Annotated in this window: 21 protein-coding genes and 1 tRNA gene; 10 read left to right on the forward strand and 12 right to left on the reverse strand. The window is 66.4% G+C overall.

Annotated features, from left to right (window positions below; translation table 11 throughout):
* Nucleotides 1–252: 252 nt before the first annotated feature.
* From thrB to argS, 5 genes are all read right to left on the reverse strand, one after another.
* A complete protein-coding gene (gene thrB / locus ACZ50Z_RS13315) occupies nucleotides 253–1,197 on the reverse strand; it encodes a homoserine kinase (RefSeq protein ID WP_464483974.1) in 945 nt (314 codons plus the stop codon).
* Between the two features lie 85 nt (nucleotides 1,198–1,282).
* Entirely contained in the window at nucleotides 1,283–2,365 is a 1,083-nt protein-coding gene (gene thrC, locus ACZ50Z_RS13320; protein WP_464483975.1) for a threonine synthase, read from the reverse strand.
* Nucleotides 2,362–3,687, reverse strand: coding sequence for a homoserine dehydrogenase (locus ACZ50Z_RS13325; protein WP_464483976.1), 1,326 nt, complete (start codon nucleotides 3,685–3,687; stop codon nucleotides 2,362–2,364). The genes thrC and ACZ50Z_RS13325 overlap by 4 nt, the downstream gene beginning before the upstream one ends.
* Nucleotides 3,688–3,690: 3 nt before the next feature.
* On the reverse strand, nucleotides 3,691–5,109 hold the full coding sequence (gene lysA, locus ACZ50Z_RS13330) for a diaminopimelate decarboxylase (RefSeq protein ID WP_464483977.1): 1,419 nt from the start codon (nucleotides 5,107–5,109) through the stop codon (nucleotides 3,691–3,693).
* Nucleotides 5,106–6,758 (reverse strand): arginine--tRNA ligase, encoded by a 1,653-nt coding sequence (argS, locus tag ACZ50Z_RS13335; RefSeq protein ID WP_464483978.1) that lies wholly within the window; start codon nucleotides 6,756–6,758, stop codon nucleotides 5,106–5,108. The genes lysA and argS overlap by 4 nt, the downstream gene beginning before the upstream one ends.
* Nucleotides 6,759–6,873: 115 nt before the next feature.
* Here argS and ACZ50Z_RS13340 point away from each other — a divergent pair.
* The 6 genes from ACZ50Z_RS13340 to ACZ50Z_RS13365 all read left to right on the forward strand — a co-directional run bounded on the left by ACZ50Z_RS13340 (nucleotide 6,874) and on the right by ACZ50Z_RS13365 (nucleotide 8,626).
* Nucleotides 6,874–6,949 (forward strand) — tRNA-Arg (locus ACZ50Z_RS13340).
* A gap of 129 nt (nucleotides 6,950–7,078) precedes the next feature.
* Nucleotides 7,079–7,459 carry a hypothetical protein gene (locus ACZ50Z_RS13345; RefSeq protein WP_464483979.1) on the forward strand — a complete coding sequence of 127 codons (381 nt, stop codon included), beginning with the start codon at nucleotides 7,079–7,081 and terminating at the stop codon, nucleotides 7,457–7,459.
* Entirely contained in the window at nucleotides 7,452–7,625 is a 174-nt protein-coding gene (locus ACZ50Z_RS13350) for a hypothetical protein (protein ID WP_464483980.1), read from the forward strand. The genes ACZ50Z_RS13345 and ACZ50Z_RS13350 overlap by 8 nt, the downstream gene beginning before the upstream one ends.
* A gap of 75 nt (nucleotides 7,626–7,700) precedes the next feature.
* Nucleotides 7,701–7,859, forward strand: a complete 159-nt coding sequence (locus tag ACZ50Z_RS13355; RefSeq protein WP_464483981.1) for a hypothetical protein — start codon at nucleotides 7,701–7,703, stop codon at nucleotides 7,857–7,859.
* Nucleotides 7,856–8,086: a hypothetical protein gene (locus ACZ50Z_RS13360; RefSeq protein WP_464483982.1), complete on the forward strand. Its 231-nt coding sequence runs from the start codon at nucleotides 7,856–7,858 to the stop codon at nucleotides 8,084–8,086. The genes ACZ50Z_RS13355 and ACZ50Z_RS13360 overlap by 4 nt, the downstream gene beginning before the upstream one ends.
* A gap of 150 nt (nucleotides 8,087–8,236) precedes the next feature.
* Nucleotides 8,237–8,626: a hypothetical protein gene (locus tag ACZ50Z_RS13365; protein WP_464483983.1), complete on the forward strand. Its 390-nt coding sequence runs from the start codon at nucleotides 8,237–8,239 to the stop codon at nucleotides 8,624–8,626.
* A 231-nt stretch (nucleotides 8,627–8,857) separates the two neighbouring features.
* Here the strand turns inward: ACZ50Z_RS13365 and ACZ50Z_RS13370 are convergent, their stop codons facing one another.
* The 4 genes from ACZ50Z_RS13370 to ACZ50Z_RS13385 form a co-directional block, all read right to left on the reverse strand.
* Entirely contained in the window at nucleotides 8,858–9,310 is a 453-nt protein-coding gene (locus ACZ50Z_RS13370; protein WP_464483984.1) for a hypothetical protein, read from the reverse strand.
* Complete coding sequence (locus ACZ50Z_RS13375) at nucleotides 9,307–9,807, reverse strand: hypothetical protein (RefSeq protein ID WP_464483985.1); 501 nt, start codon at nucleotides 9,805–9,807, stop codon at nucleotides 9,307–9,309. Before ACZ50Z_RS13375 ends, ACZ50Z_RS13370 begins: the two co-directional genes overlap by 4 nt.
* Nucleotides 9,804–10,583 (reverse strand): TIGR04255 family protein, encoded by a 780-nt coding sequence (locus ACZ50Z_RS13380; protein WP_464483986.1) that lies wholly within the window; start codon nucleotides 10,581–10,583, stop codon nucleotides 9,804–9,806. The genes ACZ50Z_RS13375 and ACZ50Z_RS13380 overlap by 4 nt, the downstream gene beginning before the upstream one ends.
* Nucleotides 10,584–10,661: 78 nt before the next feature.
* The gene (locus ACZ50Z_RS13385; protein ID WP_464483987.1) at nucleotides 10,662–10,976 is read right to left on the reverse strand and encodes a hypothetical protein; all 315 of its coding nucleotides are present in this window, start codon (nucleotides 10,974–10,976) and stop codon (nucleotides 10,662–10,664) included.
* A 332-nt stretch (nucleotides 10,977–11,308) separates the two neighbouring features.
* Between ACZ50Z_RS13385 and ACZ50Z_RS13390 the strand changes: the two genes are divergently transcribed.
* Complete coding sequence (locus ACZ50Z_RS13390; protein WP_464483988.1) at nucleotides 11,309–12,328, forward strand: Fic family protein; 1,020 nt, start codon at nucleotides 11,309–11,311, stop codon at nucleotides 12,326–12,328.
* Nucleotides 12,329–12,393: 65 nt separating this feature from the next.
* Here ACZ50Z_RS13390 and ACZ50Z_RS13395 read toward each other — a convergent pair whose 3' ends face one another.
* On the reverse strand, nucleotides 12,394–12,696 hold the full coding sequence (locus tag ACZ50Z_RS13395) for a hypothetical protein (protein ID WP_464483989.1): 303 nt from the start codon (nucleotides 12,694–12,696) through the stop codon (nucleotides 12,394–12,396).
* Nucleotides 12,697–12,894: 198 nt separating this feature from the next.
* Between ACZ50Z_RS13395 and ACZ50Z_RS13400 the strand changes: the two genes are divergently transcribed.
* Nucleotides 12,895–13,587, forward strand: a complete 693-nt coding sequence (locus ACZ50Z_RS13400; protein ID WP_464483990.1) for a glycoside hydrolase — start codon at nucleotides 12,895–12,897, stop codon at nucleotides 13,585–13,587.
* Between the two features lie 13 nt (nucleotides 13,588–13,600).
* Here ACZ50Z_RS13400 and ACZ50Z_RS13405 read toward each other — a convergent pair whose 3' ends face one another.
* Both ACZ50Z_RS13405 and ACZ50Z_RS13410 read right to left on the reverse strand, forming a co-directional pair.
* A complete protein-coding gene (locus ACZ50Z_RS13405; RefSeq protein ID WP_464483991.1) occupies nucleotides 13,601–14,110 on the reverse strand; it encodes an Rv2253 family sensor-like surface protein in 510 nt (169 codons plus the stop codon).
* 76 nt (nucleotides 14,111–14,186) lie between these two features.
* Nucleotides 14,187–14,666: an NUDIX domain-containing protein gene (locus ACZ50Z_RS13410; RefSeq protein WP_464486220.1), complete on the reverse strand. Its 480-nt coding sequence runs from the start codon at nucleotides 14,664–14,666 to the stop codon at nucleotides 14,187–14,189.
* Between the two features lie 119 nt (nucleotides 14,667–14,785).
* On the opposite strand from ACZ50Z_RS13410, the gene ACZ50Z_RS13415 reads away from it, so the two are divergent.
* Nucleotides 14,786–15,157: a nuclear transport factor 2 family protein gene (locus ACZ50Z_RS13415; protein WP_464483992.1), complete on the forward strand. Its 372-nt coding sequence runs from the start codon at nucleotides 14,786–14,788 to the stop codon at nucleotides 15,155–15,157.
* 196 nt (nucleotides 15,158–15,353) lie between these two features.
* Complete coding sequence (locus ACZ50Z_RS13420) at nucleotides 15,354–17,072, forward strand: NAD-binding protein (RefSeq protein ID WP_464483993.1); 1,719 nt, start codon at nucleotides 15,354–15,356, stop codon at nucleotides 17,070–17,072.
* The last annotated feature ends 6 nt before the right edge of the window (nucleotides 17,073–17,078 follow it).

Below are 17,078 nucleotides of genomic sequence, written 5' to 3' on the forward strand. Positions count from 1 at the left end.
CCCCGCTGATCACGTCATACGGGGGGTTCGTTGCAATCAGCCAAATTGCCGAGTGCGCCCAATCATCGAGTCTGCAACGGTGATCGCCTGGATCGGCGGAGTAAACGGCGAACCTCGTCCACAAGAAGAATTGGTGTTGTCCTAGCGGAAAGGCAGTATGGATGCAGATGCAGATGCTGCAATTGCTGGACGGCTCCGAGGATAGCCCCCATCCCTGCTGGAAGCAAGCAAACCCTCCGGCCACGCTGTTGATCAACCCGAGACGGTGACTCCCGGAGTCCAGCGAACTCGTTCGCCGGCGGCCATCTTGATGAGGGCAAATCCGTTTGTGGCGCCGTACTCCACCACCTCCGGGGGCAACTCCGCCGCGGTGGTCATCGCGATCAGCGAGGGACCGGCCCCCGAAAGCGTCGCCGCCACGTTATGACGCCGCAACAGCCGCAAATATTCCGCAGACGCGGGCATGGCCGGCGCGCGCTGCGGCTGGTGGAGCACGTCTTCGGTGGCCGCCATGAGGAGATCGGGGCGTTCGGTGAGCGCGACCACCAGCAATGCGGTGCGGCTGATGTTGAAGCGCGCATCGTCGTGGCTGACCTGGGCCGGCAACAGCACCCGGGTCTCCGCGGTCAGGGAGCGTTCCTCGGGAACCGCACAGTACAGCTGGATGTCGGGGTGAAGCCGTAGCGGCACCGCCGCGTACCGCGGGTGATCAGCGCCGCGGTCGACCCACGACACGATCGCCCCGCCGAGCACGGCGGCCGCCGCGTTGTCGGGATGACCCTCGAAGTCCGACGACAGCTGGATCAGCTGGGCATCGTTGAGCGGCGTCCAATCCGTCTGTGCAACAAGGCCGTTCACGGCCGCGAGGCCGCCGACCACCGCCGCCGCGGACGAGCCCAGGCCGCGGGAGTGCGGGATGGCGTTGCGGCAGCGCACCACCAGACCGGGAGCGCGGACCCCGGCGGCTTGCAGACCCCGCTCGATAGCGCGCACCACCAGATGGTCGGGGCCCACCGACAACTGGCCGGCGCCTTCCCCCTCGACCGAAACCACCAAGCCGGAAGACGTTGTCTCTACGATGATTTCGTCACAAAGACTCAAGGCCAGACCGAGGCTGTCGAAGCCCGGGCCAAGGTTGGCGCTGGACGCCGACACCACGGCGGTGGCCACCAGCCCGACGGGCAGCGTCGAGGTCACCGACAACCCTTCGGTGCGCGAGCTTCAAGAGATCCCAATGCGTGCCGACCCGCTGCGCCCGGCTCCGCCGCGCTTGCGATCGCCACTAGGCCAGCCCCAGCTTTTCGACCACCAGGACCGGATCAACCGGCAGCGCGGTCACGGTCGGCATATCCCGTAGCGCCGTATCGGGATCCTTGAGGCCGTTGCCCGTCACCGTGCACACGACCGTCGACCCACGGGCCACCCAGCCGTCGTCGACGGCCTTGAGCAGACCCGCGACGCTGGCCGCCGACGCGGGTTCGACGAAGACACCCTCGGACTCGGCCACCAAGTGGTAGGCGGCCAGGATCTCCTCGTCGGTGGCCGCCAGGAAGCGGCCGTTGGATTGCTGCTGCGCGTCGACCGCGGCCGTCCACGACGCGGGCGCGCCGATGCGGATCGCGGTCGCAATCGTTTCGGGGTTCTTGACCGGCGCTCCGTTCACCAGGGGTGCGGCGCCGGCCGCCTGGGTGCCCAGCATGCGGGGCAGCTTGTCGATCAGGCCCTCGTGGTGATATTCGGTGTATCCCTTCCAATACGCGGTGATGTTGCCCGCGTTGCCGACCGGAAGGGCGTGCACGTCGGGCGCGACGCCGAGTGCGTCGACGATCTCGAAGGCGGCCGTTTTCTGGCCTTCGATGCGCACCGGGTTGACCGAGTTGACCAACGAGATCGTCGGAAAGTCGGCGGCCATCTTGCGAGCCAGTTCCAGGCAGTCGTCGAAGTTGCCGTCGATCTGGATGATCTTGGCGCCGTGCATCACCGCCTGCGCGAGCTTGCCCATCGCAATCTTGCCCTGCGGGATCAGCACCGCGCAGGTGATCCCGGCGCGCGCGGCATACGCCGCGGCCGACGCCGAGGTGTTGCCGGTCGAGGCGCACAATACGGCCTGCTGGCCGCGTGCCACCGCGTCGGTGACCGCCATCGTCATGCCCCGGTCTTTGAAGGAGCCGGTGGGATTGAGGCCCTCGACCTTGAGATGAACTCTGCAGCCGGTCTTTTCCGACAGGCGGGCCGCCGGGATCAGCGGGGTGCCGCCCTCGAGCAGGGTGACCGGGGTCCAGTCGTCGCCCACCGGCAACCGGTCCCGGTAGGCCTCGATGAGGCCGGGCCACGGCTGATGGACGGCGGTGCGCGGTGCGCTCATAGGGTGGTCCCTTCCAGTCGCAGCACGCTTGTCACGCTCTGCACGGCATCGAGATCGGCGAGCGCGTCGACGGTTTCGGACAGCGCGGCGTCGGTGGCGCGGTGGGTGACGACGACGATCCGGGCCCCCACCCGTCGTCCGTCCTCGTCCGCGACGCCCTCCTGCCGCACCTCGGCGATGCTCACCTCGCGCTTGGCGAATTCGGCTGCCACCGAGGACAACACGCCGGGTTTATCCGCCACGTTCATGCTGACGTAGTAGCGCGTGGAGATCAAACCCATTGGGGCCACGGGGAGTTGGGCGTACTTGGATTCCTTCGGCCCGCGGCTGCCGAGCACCCGGTTGCGCGCAGCCATCACCAGGTCACCGGCCACGGCAGACGCGGTCGGCGCCCCGCCGGCGCCCTGGCCGTAGAACATCAGCCTTCCGGAGGCCTTCGCCTCGACCACCACCGCATTGAACGCGCCGTTGACCGTGGCCAGCGGATGCGACAGCGGCACCAGCGCGGGATAGACGCGGGCCGAAACCCGTTCCTGGCCATCGTCACCCGAGATGCGCTCGCAGATGGACAGCAGCTTGATGGTGCAGCCCAGGGCTCGGGCGGACTCGAAGTCGGCCGGGGTGACTTTGGTGATGCCTTCGCGATAGACGTCGTCGGCGGTCACCCGGGTGTGGAAGGCGATGGACGCCAGGATCGCCGCCTTGGCCGCGGCGTCGTAGCCCTCGACGTCGGCGGTGGGGTCGGCCTCCGCGTAGCCCAGCGCGCTGGCTTCGGCCAGCGCGGTGTCGTAGTCGGCGCCAGTGCTGTCCATCGCGGACAAGATGTAGTTGGTGGTGCCGTTGACGATGCCGGCGACCCGCAACACCGTGTCCCCCGCCAGCGACTGGGTGAGCGGCCGGATGACGGGGATGGCACCCGCGACCGCCGCCTCGAAATACAAGTCGACATGCGCGCTTTCGGCCGCCTGCGCCAACTCTCCGGTGGAGATGGACAGCAGCGCCTTATTCGCTGTGACGACCGATTTGCCATGCTCGAGGGCGCACAGGATGGCCTTGCGGGACGGCTCGACCGGCCCCATCAACTCCACGACGATATCGACGTCGTCGCGCGCGGCGAGAGCTTCGATGTCGTCGGTGAGCAGCTCGGCGGAGACGCCGCGGTCGTCGGCGACGCGGCGCACTCCGACGCCGCGCAGCACCAGGGGCGCGCCCACGCGAGCCGCGAGGTCATCGGCGCTGTCCTCGATGATTCGGACAACTTCGCTGCCGACGTTGCCCAACCCGAGTACGGCTACACCGACCGGCTTTTCGTCACGGGGCACCGTTCACCTCACTTCCAGACTCAGTAGATCGTCGACCGTCTCGCGGCGCAGGAGCAGGCGCGCGCGCCCGTCGCGCACCGCGACGACGGCGGGACGGCAGATCATGTTGTAACGACTCGACAACGAATAGCAGTAGGCACCGGTGGCGGCCACGCCGATCAGGTCGCCGGGGTGCAGGTCGCCGGGGACCCACGTATCGCGCACGACGATATCGCCGCTCTCGCAATGCTTTCCGACGACGCGCGCCAACTCCGCGGGCGCATCGCTGAGCCGCGAAACCAACCGGGCGTCGTATTGGGCGTCGTAGAGCGCGGTGCGGATGTTATCGCTCATGCCGCCGTCGACGCTGACATAGCGCCGGTGAGCCGTAGCGCTGACGTCCACGTCCTTGACGGTGCCCACCTCGTAGAGGGTGATGGTGCCGGGTCCGGCGATGGCGCGGCCGGGCTCGACCACCAGCCGCGGTGTCGGCAACCCGACGGCCTCCGACTCGTTCTTCACGATCGCGCTCAGCTTGGCGGCCAATTCGTCCATCGGCGGCGGATCGTCGGCGGCCAGATACGAGATACCAAGTCCGCCACCGAGATCCACGGTAGAGATCTGCGCGGCCTTCTCGACACCGAACTGCTCGACGACCTCGTGCAGCAAGCCGAGGACACGGCGGGCGGCGAGTTCGAAGCCGGCCACGTCGAAGATCTGCGACCCGATGTGGCTGTGCAGACCGACCACCCGCAGGTGTTCGGTTTCCAACACCCGGCCCACGGCGGCCAACGCCGCGCCGCTGGCCACCGACAGTCCGAACTTCTGATCCTCGTGTGCGGTCGAGATGAACTCGTGGGTGTGCGCCTCCACACCGACGGTGAGACGGACGAAGACGTCCTGGACGATGCCGGCCTCGCCGGCAATGGTGTTCAGCCGCTCGATCTCGGTCATCGAGTCCAAAACAACATGGCCGACACCGGCTTTGACCGCCGCGGTCAACTCGGCGATCGACTTGTTGTTGCCGTGGAAGGTGATCCGCTCCGGCGGGAAGTTGGCGTGCAGCGCAACGGCCAGCTCGCCGCCGGTGCACACGTCGAGCGACAGACCTTCCTCGTCGATCCAGCGGGAGATCTCACTGCACAGGAAGGCTTTCGCGGCGTAGTGCACGTTCTTGCCGCCTCCGAACGCCGACGCGATCTCCCGGCAGCGGGAGCGGAAGTCGTCCTCGTCGACGACGAACAGCGGGGTCCCATACTCCTGGGCCAGGTCGGTCACCGCAACGCCCGCGATGCTGGCGACACCGGCTTCGTCGCGAGCGGTGTTGCGAGGCCACACGTTTGGCGCCAGCAGCAGCAACTCCTCGGCCGATTGCGGCCGTGGTGGGCTTTCGGCGTGGCGGGTCTCTTCGGCGTGCCGGGGACCGGCGGGATGAACGTTCACATTCGCTCCGGGGCGGTGACGCCGAGGATCGCCAAGCCGTTGGCGATCACCTGGCGGGTCGCCTGGCACAGCGCCAGGCGCGCGGTGTGCAAATCGGTGGGTTCCTCGTCGCCCTGCGGCAGCACCCGGCAGGAGTCGTAGAACCGGTGGTAATCGCCCGCGAGGTCTTCCAGGTAGCGGCAGATCCGGTGCGGTTCGCGCAGCGACGACGCCGTCGTGAGCACCCGGGGGAATTCGCCGAGGGTGCGCAACAGCGCCCCCTCCTTGTCATGGCTGAGCAGCCCGACGTTGCCGGTATCGGGGCTCAGGCCGAGTTCGGCGGCATTGCGGGCCAGCGCCGAGAGCCGGGCGTGCGCGTATTGGACGTAATAGACCGGGTTTTCGTTGGACGCCGACGACCACAGCGCCAGATCGATGTCGATCGGGGTGTCCACCGAGGACCGGATCAGGCTGTAGCGCGCGGCGTCGACCCCGATCGCCTCGACCAGGTCGTCGAGCGTGAGCACGGTTCCGGCGCGTTTGCTCATCCGGACCGGCTGGCCGTCGCGGACCAGGTTGACCATCTGGCCGATGAGCACCTCGACGGTGGCCGGGTTGTCGCCGAGGGCGGCGGCCACGGCCTTGAGGCGGGCGATGTACCCGTGGTGGTCGGCGCCGAGCATGTAGATGCACAGGTCGAAGCCGCGGTGCCGCTTGTCCAGGTAGTAGGCGATGTCACCGGCGATATAGGCCGGCTTCCCGTCGCTTTTGATCACGACGCGATCCTTGTCGTCACCAAACGCGCTGGCGCGCAACCATGTTGCGCCGTCCTTCTCGTAGATGTTGCCGGACTCACGCAGTTTCGCGAGGGCCTCGTCGACCCGGCCGCTGGTGTGCATCGCGTCTTCGTGCGTGTAGACGTCGAAGTCGGTCCCGAATTCGTGCAACGACTCCTTGATGTGGGTGAACATCAGGTCGACGCCGATGGCGCGGAAGGTCTCGTGCATCTCGGGGCCGGGCAGGCTCAGCGCGTCGGGCGCCTTCTGCAGGATCTGGGCGGCGATGTCGTTGATGTAGGCGCCGGCGTAGCCGTCTTCCGGAGTGGGTTCGCCCTTGGCGGCGGCGATCAGCGAGCTGGCGAAGCGGTCGATTTGGGCGCCGTGGTCGTTGAAATAGTATTCGCGCACCACGTCGGCGCCCTGGGTGGACAGCAACCGGCCCAACGCGTCGCCGACCGCGGCCCAGCGGGTTCCGCCGATGTGAATCGGTCCGGTCGGGTTGGCCGAGACGAATTCCAGGTTGACGTGCTGGCCGCCCAGCGCGTCGGAGTGGCCGTAGCGAGCACCGGCGTCGATGACGTTGTTGACGACGACCGCCTGCGCCGACGCCTCGAGGCGCAGGTTGATGAAGCCCGGTCCGGCCACCTCCGCAGACACGATGCCGTCGGCCTCCGTGAGCGCCTCGGCGAGCCATCCGGCCAGCTCGCGGGGGTTGGCGCCCACCTTTTTGCCCAGCTGCATCGCCAGGTTGCTGGCGTAATCGCCGTGCTCGGGATTGCGGGGCCGCTCCACCGTCACCGTCGCCGGCAGCATGGCAGCGTCCAGCCCGCGCTCGGCCAGCACCGCGGCGGCGGTGTTTTTGAGCAGCTCGGCGAGGTCAGCGGGGGTCACGAGCGTCCATCCTATTGGCTCGGGTGCCCGGGCCTCGAATCCATTGCGGTGCCAGCGCGGCCGCCTCGATGCGCTAGTCTGTCGGAGCCCAATGGTGCACCAACAAAGTTGTCGCGCCCCCGTAGCTCAGGGGATAGAGCGTCTGCCTCCGGAGCAGAAGGCCGCAGGTTCGAATCCTGCCGGGGGCACCAGTGTTTATGCAGGTCAGGAACGGTTTTTGACCCTAGCAGACGACCGCACTGTTGTCCGGCTGTTATTCGGCCACGCCGCTCCAGTTTGCTCGCGGATCACCCCAACCGCGACACACAGGAGCCACAACAATGCCCCTCCAGCCAGTCAACACCCACGACGTCAACACCGCCCACATCGACCGCCCAACCGTGCCAGCCGTCGCAGACCTGCACCTCCGCGGTGACCGTTTCATCGTCCACGACACAGCCGCGCTGAACCTGCCGCACGTCACCGGCGTCATCCGCCGCCGCGTCGGCCCAGACGGCGACGTCACGTTCACCGGGCACATTGACGCCTCCACGCCAGCGGACTGGATCGACGACACCACGCAATCCGCCGACGCCGCCGAGGCGTGGGCGTTCGTCGTGCGGGAACTGGACGCCGCCCGGGCCGACTACCAGCGGGCGATCCTCGCCACCAAGCAGCGCCACCCGGCAGGGTGTCCGCCCTGGGCGGCGCCCGATGAGTAACCGCAGTTGGCTGGAACGTGTTGCCGCCGCGGTCGCAGTGACCCTCGCCGTGACATACTTCGGCGCCGCCGAGGTTGGGGTAGCCGACGGCCTTCTCGCGGGCGCGTTCAGCGCGATGCTGTGGGGCGCAATCCTCCTCGGCCAATACCTGGGCGGGAAGCGATGACCGACAACCACGCAGCGGGCACCACGGTTGGGGCCGCGGCGAATCCCACCGACATGCTTCCGACCCAGGCGCAGGATGCCCACCCCTTCGCTGGCGTGGGCCGACGACGATCCCGGCCAGGAGGATCCGGTGCCGGCGTCGTGGGGCGCGGTGTTCAACTACGCCCCGTTCCTCCTGGTATGCGGCCTCATCGCCGCGGCCGTCACCGCCGCGCTCATCTGGGACGCCCGGTGAGGGCCGCGCTGATCACCGCTACGGCGGTCGCCGCGGTGTGGATGGGACGCCCAACCGCACACGCAGACCCTGCGCCGCCGCCGGGCTACGTGCAGTGCAATGGGCAGCTCAAACCGGCCGACCCGCGGCTCGACATGCAAAACCCGATGGGCGCGGTCATGTACCGCTGGTTCCTACAGCAGATGTGTGCCGCCGGGACACCGCCGGCCTCACCGCCCAACGTGTAGCCCGGCTTAACCAGCCAGGAATAGCGCCCCGCCGGACCCCGGCGGGGCATTTTCTGTGGCATCTGTATGAGCGCGACCAATTCACGCCCGCACCACAGGCGACGGTTGTTACCGTGAGCCGCTTTCCATGGCCTACCGGAGGTGACGTAAATGCTGTCCGAATCAGAGCGTGCCAGCGCGCTCGACCAGGAGTTAATGGCGGCGGTGGCACGCGGCGGCCGCGTCGAGGCACGCATGCCGACGTCGGCCGTCGTGGCCACGGGCAAGCCGGTCAATCACGTTTTGCACCTGCTGGTAACCGTTCTCTTGTTAGGTCTATGGCTGCCGGTGTGGATCATCTTGGCGATCGACGGCGGCGAGAAGCGCACCACGGTGAGCGTCGACGAAAGCGGCCACGTGCGACGCACAAAAGGGGCACCTGCGTCGCCGACCGCGAACTGGCTTGGCCGGATGTCGGAGAACCAGGCAACGCTGGTCGTCATTGGCGCATTGTTCGGCGGCTGCATGCTTGTCGGCTTCATCGTGAGCCTATTCCACTGACCAATCACCAACACCGAAGGGAAGCAACACAATTGACCAACTCACCAGGATTGGACGCCGCCGTTAATGCGTGGCGGGCCAACGACCGCAGCGCAGGGCCTCGCCTAGTCTCCCTGCCGCCGGACGATTTCCGTGTCGCGATGCGACAACTGGGGTTTCGACCAACCGGGGTCGGTGTGACCGGCTGCTAGCCCACCTCGGCTTGGGCGAAGAGACTCAACCGTCGTCCCATCACCTCGGCTCACTGCCGGCTTCGCCCCAATGCACGATCCGCGCAGTTTGTGCAAGCGTCGAGGTAAGTCTTTTGCGCTTTTTCTTTCCGACGTCATCGCCGTGAACGATCAGGGCGTGAGCTCGGTCGCGCGGCTGCAGTTGGTCGGCTGAGATGTAGTCAGGGTTCGGATCGGCCGCCACGCCCAATTCAGATTCCCGGACGTTTTGGGCTAGGACGGACAGGATGCCGTTTTGTGGTTCATCTTTGATCGCGTGAAAATCCAATCCGAGCTCGGTGAGGATGCTGTGCATGTAGCAGGACACCCCGTCTTCATTCCAGACGAAGGCCCCGCCTCGAACTCTGTGGCTCTCTCGGCCTTCGTCGAAAACCGTCCAGTTGTCTAGCGGGAGCTCCGGTGCGCGCCAGTACAGCTGTTCGGCCCCGTCAATGGAGGGGTCATCCGCCTTCACCGGATCGGAACACGGCGCTGGATCCCTGTGCTGATCTTCTCAAGGAAGCGTCCGGCTGAAAGCGCCGCTTCATACAACAGTTTGACATCTCCATCAAACGTCCAGTCGACAGGCTCAAAAGCGTACTCGCCGTTGTCATATCGTCCGACAATAGAAATTCCGTCATCGAGATCGACTGTGATTTCTAGGGAATCGCCAGATACCAGCCATTGGATATCGAGGCCACCGTCTGGTGTTGGCGCGACCTGTGGTGTAGCTCGGTCATCTCCATCAACCACGGTGTTGAGCAGGGCCATAGCGAAGCTCGCGACCACGCCGTGGACGGGCTGCCATCCAAGGGCCTGACGGGGTGCATCCGCCGCAGTGAGCGCGGCGATTCGCGTCTGCGCGTATGTGAGCAGTTCGTCGCGAGTGGGAGGAACGTCGGGCTGCCATGCTTGTTTGACCCAGCGCCGGGTGGCCGGGTCGCGAACATATGGTTCGAGGGTTGCCGTCATTCTTTCCCCCATCTTTTGTGCATTTTTTCGGTTGTGAGGCGGTCAAAACCGTTTACGCAAGACCAATGTGCCAGGTCAAGACAGGCAACCACATCGCCGCCGGGCTCACTCACGCCGATGCGCGTAATAACTTCCAGGTACCCATATTTCCGATCCATTTGGTCGATCGACGCCTTGGCCGTCAGTTGGCCGCTCAGCGCATCGGGGCTGTCGCCGGACGTGACAGGTACGTTCATAGTAATTTCCGGCGTCGCGTTGCTGAGCAGATTCCAAGATTGATTGAGTGGCGCGATGACGTCTTTGAGCTGTTCATCCGCTCCGAGCTCGAACCTGTTCATATAACTCACAACGGCCGTGTGGGGGCGAAAAGTGCCGACGTTCAAACGTGCTACTTGCTCGTGAAAATCTGCGTAAACGCGCTGGTAGATGTCACGCAAGTAATCGTATCGGGGATATGTGCGGTCGTCGCCGAGCGTTCGGCGCCAGTTGAGCACCAACCGGTCGTTTTGAACTTGAAGGAGCTCATCTTCGCTCTCGTTGAGCATCCAGAGACGCAAAGCCGGCGCCCCGAGGCTGATCTGGAACTGAAAAAAACCCTGCGCCCCACTTGCCGGTGGTGCTGTGGGTGGCAATGCCGGCTGTTCAAGTAGTTTCGGGAACCGGTCAGCCCACAGCCCGTGGAGTCCGACAAGCTTGATCGGTCCCAGACCTGGCAAGGGAAGGAACTCAACACCGACGACAACCTCCACCGCCGGGGGCGAGCTGAACGACGGCAAGCCTCCTCGCGAAAATGCGCTGGTCAACGGCGTCGAACCACCTGTGGCTCCATTCATCGCTGCGCTATGTACTCCAATCTAGTGTGACCGAGTGTTGCATCCCTGCAACCGGGGCCGCCCGCGCGCCGCCAGATCCGGCTTCCACGTGACGATCGGCGGCCGCCCGGCTTCCAACGCCGCGATCCGCGCCCTGAGGTCGGCCAGGCGCCGCCGCAGCGACCACCACCGCCACCGGGTCACCACGGGCGTTTCCGGTCCCGCGGGATCTCGTACGTGCGGCAACAACCAGGCCCGCGATGACCAGGCCCGCGATGACAGCCGGCCAAGACCGTTTTGGCTGCCCATCGCCCGCCGCTCGTGGCGATGCTCACCGCCGCAATGCGGGCACTGCACGAAACACCTCGGGGCCGACCAATCGGACGCCCGGCGAACACCGGTCGATGAATCCTGCCGGGGGCACCCCTTTTACCAGGCGTTTCAACCGGACCGGGATTGACGGCCGCGCACGCTAAGTGAAGCCAACGAGCAATATTAACTTCACTTAATTGTGTAAGTGACGTTAACTGGGATCCATGACTTCACTTCGCCCCGTCGCCCACGACCGCGTCCGTTGGGAACCACAAGGGGCGCGGTACGCGAGCGCAACGCGGCCGAAGTACGGCACCTACCACCCCGCCGTGCCGGCCAAGATTGCCGACCTGGTCCTGGACTTGCCGCCGTCCGCATTGGCGGAAGCCGAATCCGCCAGCCGCGAGATCACGCGTTTCGACGCCGAGCTGGGAGGCGAAATCGCACCATTTGCTGCCGTGTTGATGCGGTCGGAATCCGCGGCCAGCTCGCAAATCGAAAACCTGACCGCATCATCGCGAGCTATCGCCGAGGCCGAGCTGCCCGGCGGCAAGGCGAAGCGCAACGCCGAAATGATCGTCGCCAATACCGTCGCGATGCAAGCAGCGATCTCCCTGTCCGACACCGTTGACACCGACGCGATCCTGACGATGCACCGTGCGCTGACGGCGAGCGAGCCACGCCATACCCCCGGCGAATTCCGCACCGAGCCGGTATGGATCGGCGGTGGGTCCACTCCCATCGGCGCGACATTCGTCGGCCCACGCCACGAGCTAATCCCCGGCGCCATCGATGACCTGCTCACCTTCGCGCGGCGCGCCGATGTTCTCGCGCTGCCGCAGATCGCAGTGGCCCACGCTCAGTTCGAGACCATTCATCCGTTTACCGACGGAAACGGACGCACGGGTCGGGCATTGGTGCAAGCCATGCTGCGCAACAAACGTCTGACCCACCAGGTGACGGTGCCGATCTCGGCAGGGCTGCTGGCCGATACCGATTCGTACTTCGCCGCGCTCACCGCCTACCGTGACGGCGACGCCGCGCCGATTACCGAACGCTTCTCGCTGGCCAGTGTCCTGGCCATCGGGAACGGACGTCAACTGGTCGCGGAGATTCGCGGTATCAGGGAACGCTGGACTGACGTAATCACCGCGCGGTCCGATTCGACGGTGTGGAAGGTCGCCGATCTGTTGACCCGCCGCCCGGTCGTTAACGCCGCAATACTGGCTCAGGAGCTCGGCATCGAATCCACTAACGCTCACCGCTATCTCAACCCGCTCGCCGAGGCGGGAATCCTCGTGGGGACAACAAGCGGGCCCCGCAACCGGGTGTGGCGTTCTCCTGAAGTGCTCGCCGCGCTCGACGCATTCGCCGATCGGGCCGGCCGGCGAGGCTGACTTCTATAACGAGTTATTGCGCTGTGCAACAACGTTAACGCGTTACCCAGCGTGCAGCGGCTAAGTCAGTTGCCGGAATTCTCTGCCTCGTCGGACGCCTCGTCCGTGTCGGACTCCTGATCCTCGTCCGACTTGCTCTGCTCGTCGGACCGCTCGGTCTCGCTCTCGTCGGTCTCCTTCGCCTTATCGGCGTCCCGTGCCTCGTCGAGTTTGTCCGCGTACTTCGTCAACAGCCCGGCTACGTCCCGGGCCTCCTCAGCGGTTAACGAATCCTCGAAGACGCGCTCGTCGCTGTCGGAGATGCGCTCGACATAGACCGCGGCGTCCTTGACTCCAACGTCCCAGCGGCCTCCCTCGTGACGAACCATGTGATGCCGCCTTTCAACCGGTGACTCGATCCCGAACCAGATACGTGCGTTGTTTACCCACTTCTGCCGTCGCCGAGACGGTCGCATGTGGTTGAAAGACACGTGGCGGCGCCGTCGGCCGCTACGGAAACCTGGCCACGGGGCCGGTGTTGTGAAAACACCGCCACACGCGTCACAGGCGCCATTAAGCTGCTGGCCGTGGGCGTGAAAGTGTTCACCAAGGGCGCCGGCCGATGGCTGGCCATCGCGGCGTCGCTCGTCGTCTCGGCCGCCATGATCCACGCCCAGGGCACCAAGCCGCGCTGCTGCGTCGAGACGCCCGCGGCGACCCCCAGCCCCACCACCGGCGCCGCGGCGGCTCCGTCACCCGTCACCCCGCCGCACACCGCCAGCCCCGCCGAGGTGGAGGCACTCACCGCGCTGGCACCACCCGCCCCGTCCGCCGGCCAGCAATTCCAGCTCGCGTTGCCCCGCGGCGTGGCGTCCGAGGATCGGCTACAGGTCAAGACCATTTGGGCGGCCCGCGTCATCGGCGTGCTTTTCCCCCAGATCAAGACGATCTACGGATATCGCGAGGACCCGCTGCCGTGGCATCCCCACGGGTTGGCGATCGACGTGATGATCCCGAACTTCCACACTCCTGACGGCATCGAACTCGGCAATCAGATCGCCGGGTATGCGCTGGCGAACGCGAAGCGGTGGGGCATCAACCACGTCATCTGGCGGCAGAAGATCTACCCGGGCGTCGGTGGGGGCAACTGGATGGCGGACCTCGGCTCAGAGACCGCCGACCACTACGACCACGTCCACATCGCCACCGGTGGGGGCGGCTATCCCACCGGCCGCGAGGTCTATTACATCGCCTCCATGACCGGCGCGCCGCCGGACTGATAAGGCGCCTCCGTCAGGCCCGCCCGGCGGCAAACGCGGCCACCGGCATCTCGACGGTCCCGCGGCACGGGCCGCCGTTGATGTCGGTGTGCCAGACACCGCGCAACGATCCGTCCGCCTGCGGGGTGTAGAAGGCCCACGACCGCGCCGGCGCCCACACCTTCTGCACGCCTTCGCCCATATAGCAATCCCATTGAAAGTCGAAGCGCTCCACCCATTTCGCGCCATCCCAGGTGTAGTGCGACGGCTGAGGCAGGGTCGGATTCTTCGGCGCGGGGCCGTCGGTGGCGGTGGCCACGCACTGGCCCGACGAGCAGGCGGTGGTGAAGACGTAGTCGGCGCTGAAGTTGGGTTCGGCCTGCCTCGCGGCGACGCTGGTGCCGGATTTGCCGGCCGCATACCGCACCAGCGAGTATTTGCCGTTCCACGACGGCGCCGCCGCCTGCGCGCCGACCGCGGGCGTTCCGGCGACCGAGGCAGCCGCGGCAACGAGCACCGCAACTACCCGAAACCTCGGTCGCATGGATCAATGGTGGGCGCCCGATGACGCGGTGCGATCTCGGCGAGGACACGATCGCGGTGTTTCGCGGCGGCGGTCCTCAGCGCAACAGGAACAGGCCGTAGGCGGCGATCGACTGCGCGTCGGCGATGACTCCCGCGCGAATCATCCGCTCGACCTCGTCGCGCGCGAACCACGCGCTGCGCATGTCCTGTTCCTCGTGTTCGCGGTCGGCTTCGCCCTCGATGATCCCCGTGGCCAGAAACACCCAGCCGCGCTGACTGGTCATCCCGGGAGCCACGTCGAGTTGGCCGAGCGCCTCGAACGTCGTTGCGCGCAACCCGGTTTCCTCGCGCAGCTCACGCTCGGCCAACTCGGCCGGTTCGGCGTCGGCCAGATCTGGCGCGGTGCCTTGCGGAAACTCCCACCGGCGCTGCCCGATCGGGTAGCGAAACTGCTCGACCAACCGGAAGCGGTGCCCGTCGTAGGGCATGACGAGCGCGTAGGCCGGCTTGTCGATGACGCCGTAGATGCCCGCGCTGCCGTCCGGGCGCCGGATGTCATCCTCGCGCAGCACCATCCACGGATTCCGGTAGATCTCGCGGCTCGCGAGGCATTCGATAAACGTCACGCCGCCAGTATCGCCGTGACTGCCGCACCTGACGCGGCCGCCATGGTGAGGGAGTAGCGTCCGAATCCATGCCGTCCCCAGAAGCCATCACCGAGACCGTCAATCGCTACCTCGCGCTCGTCGCCACGGGCACCGCCGACGACATCGTCACCCTGTACGCCGCCGACGCCACCATCGAGGATCCGATCGGAGCCGACATCCGCCGCGGCCATGACGCCATCCGCGGGTTCTACGCGGGTTTCCAAGACGCCAAGAAGGACACCGAACTCGCCGAATTGCGGGTCTCCGGCAGCGAAGCCGCCTTCTTCTGGCACCTCACGCTGGACGCCGGCGACAGCCGCACCCGGATCTCACCCATCTCGACGATGTCGTTCGACGCGGACGCCAAAATCACGTCGATGCGGGCGTTCTGGTCACCCTCTGACGTTCAGGTCTTATAGCCCGCCCGCCAATTCGGTTGGCATACAACTCCACTCGGAATTGCACCCACGGTCGCAGCGCCTTGGCCGCGGCTCACAACGCGGCGACCCGCCAAATTCAAATCGCGTTCCAGAACATGTCGCACTGGCGTCAATCGACACGGTGCCCGATAGTCGTAACAACAAGTGAGCGCCAATGTCATCAAAGGTGGGGTTTATGGGTGACATCATCGTCAGCGGCGACGACGTGCTCGCAACCACCATTGCCAAGGAGCTCAAGCGCGCGGGCGCCACCATAGTCAAGCTGCCCAGCGAAGAGCTCGCCGGCGCCGACCTTTCCCGGGCGAGCGCCATCGTCTGTGCCGGACATGACGACGCGAAGAATCTCGAAAACGCTTTGCTGGCAAGGAAAACGAATCCGAATCTGCGCGTGGTCGCCCGGTTGGGCAACGACGTGCTGCGTGGAGCGGTGGCCGCCGACAACGGTCCCGGCGCCATCCTCGACGTCGCCGACCTCGCGGCGCCCTCGGTGGTCGAGGCCTGCCTGGCGAGCAACACCCATCCGGTCGAGGCGGCCGGCATCAACTTCGTCGTGTCGGGGGCCGAGGCGCCGCGCGACGCGACCCTGCGAGAGATCTACGGCGACCTGGCACCGGTGGCCGTGATCCACGGCAACAACTCCGCCACCCCCGACGAGGTGGTGCCCTGTCCCGGCCGCGACCATCAAGTGCGCGCCGGCGATTGGACCGCGATGATCGGCAGCGCCGACGAGCTGGCCGCGCGCGGCATCAAAACACCCGAGGCGACCGCCACGCGCTCTCGCCGATCATGGGTGCGACGCGCCTCCGACGCCGCACGCGCGATGCGTGACGACGTGAACCCCATGCTTTTCCCCGCCATGCTGCTCGCACTCAGCCTGCTGCTCGCGTCGACGATCGTCGTGCACTTCTCCTACACGAAGCCCCGCCTGTCCTGGCTGGACGCAATGTATTTCACCGCGGAGACCATCACCACCGTGGGATACGGTGAATTCACCTTCGCCCAGCAATCCGCGTGGCTACGGATCTTCGCCGTCGCCCTGATGTTCGCCGGCGTGACCACCACCGCGCTGCTCGTCGCCTTCGTGGCGGACTTGCTGCTGTCGCGCCGCGTCCTGCAATCGGCCGGAGTTCGGCGCGCGCGCCACCTACGCGACCACATCATCGTGGTTGGACTGGGTTCCTTTGGCAGCCGCGTCGTCGGCGATCTGACCGCGGCCGGATACGACGTCGCGGTGATCGAACGCGACGAGAACAACCGGTTCCTGTCGACGGCTGCCGAACTCGACGTGCCGGTGATCTTCGGCGACGCGACGCTGCGCCAGACATTGGAATCGGCGCGCGTCGACCGCGCCCGGGCCGTGGCCGTGCTGACTCAGGACGACATGGTCAACATCGAGATCGGCATCGTGCTGCGCGAGATGCTGGGTCCCCGGGTGATGCCCGAGGTCAACCGGCCCGACGTGCCGATCGTGCTGCGTATCTATGACCGCACCCTCGGCGACGCGGTGGCCAAGCGGTTCGGGTTCGAGAACGTCCGGTCGACGGTCGACCTGGCCGCCCCCTGGTTCATCGGCGCCGCGATGGGCCTGCAGGTGCTGGGCACGTTCTCCGTGGGGCAGCGTTCCTTCATGGTCGGCGCCATGCACGTGGCGGCCGGCAGCGAACTCGATGGGCTGCGGATGTTCGAGATGTCCACCCAGACCCGGGTCATCGCGATCACCCGTCGGGACACCCCGGTCGAGCTACACCCGCGCCGCGACGCCTGGCTGCGCGGCGGCGACACCGTCTACCTGGTCGGGCCGTACCGGGAGCTGCTGGAGACGCTGCGCAAGGGGCAGCCGCCTCAGGAGCCTTCCGTCGACGACGAGCGCCCGGCGGACAAAGCGGCGACCTGACCGCGG

The organism is Mycobacterium sp. NTMscope_MAC_269 (assembly GCF_976985695.1).

Bases quoted from the DNA above. Each gene is read 5' to 3' on its own strand.
- thrC (WP_464483975.1), bottom strand. From the start codon at position 2,365: ATGAGCGCACCGCGCACCGCCGTCCATCAGCCGTGGCCCGGCCTCATC.
- ACZ50Z_RS13345 (WP_464483979.1), top strand. From the start codon at position 7,079: ATGCCCCTCCAGCCAGTCAACACCCACGACGTCAACACCGCCCACATC.
- ACZ50Z_RS13350 (WP_464483980.1), top strand. From the start codon at position 7,452: ATGAGTAACCGCAGTTGGCTGGAACGTGTTGCCGCCGCGGTCGCAGTG.
- ACZ50Z_RS13355 (WP_464483981.1), top strand. From the start codon at position 7,701: ATGCCCACCCCTTCGCTGGCGTGGGCCGACGACGATCCCGGCCAGGAG.
- ACZ50Z_RS13365 (WP_464483983.1), top strand. From the start codon at position 8,237: ATGCTGTCCGAATCAGAGCGTGCCAGCGCGCTCGACCAGGAGTTAATG.
- ACZ50Z_RS13375 (WP_464483985.1), bottom strand. From the start codon at position 9,807: ATGACGGCAACCCTCGAACCATATGTTCGCGACCCGGCCACCCGGCGC.
- ACZ50Z_RS13395 (WP_464483989.1), bottom strand. From the start codon at position 12,696: ATGGTTCGTCACGAGGGAGGCCGCTGGGACGTTGGAGTCAAGGACGCC.
- ACZ50Z_RS13405 (WP_464483991.1), bottom strand. From the start codon at position 14,110: ATGCGACCGAGGTTTCGGGTAGTTGCGGTGCTCGTTGCCGCGGCTGCC.
- ACZ50Z_RS13410 (WP_464486220.1), bottom strand. From the start codon at position 14,666: ATGGTGCTGCGCGAGGATGACATCCGGCGCCCGGACGGCAGCGCGGGC.
- ACZ50Z_RS13415 (WP_464483992.1), top strand. From the start codon at position 14,786: ATGCCGTCCCCAGAAGCCATCACCGAGACCGTCAATCGCTACCTCGCG.
- ACZ50Z_RS13420 (WP_464483993.1), top strand. From the start codon at position 15,354: ATGGGTGACATCATCGTCAGCGGCGACGACGTGCTCGCAACCACCATT.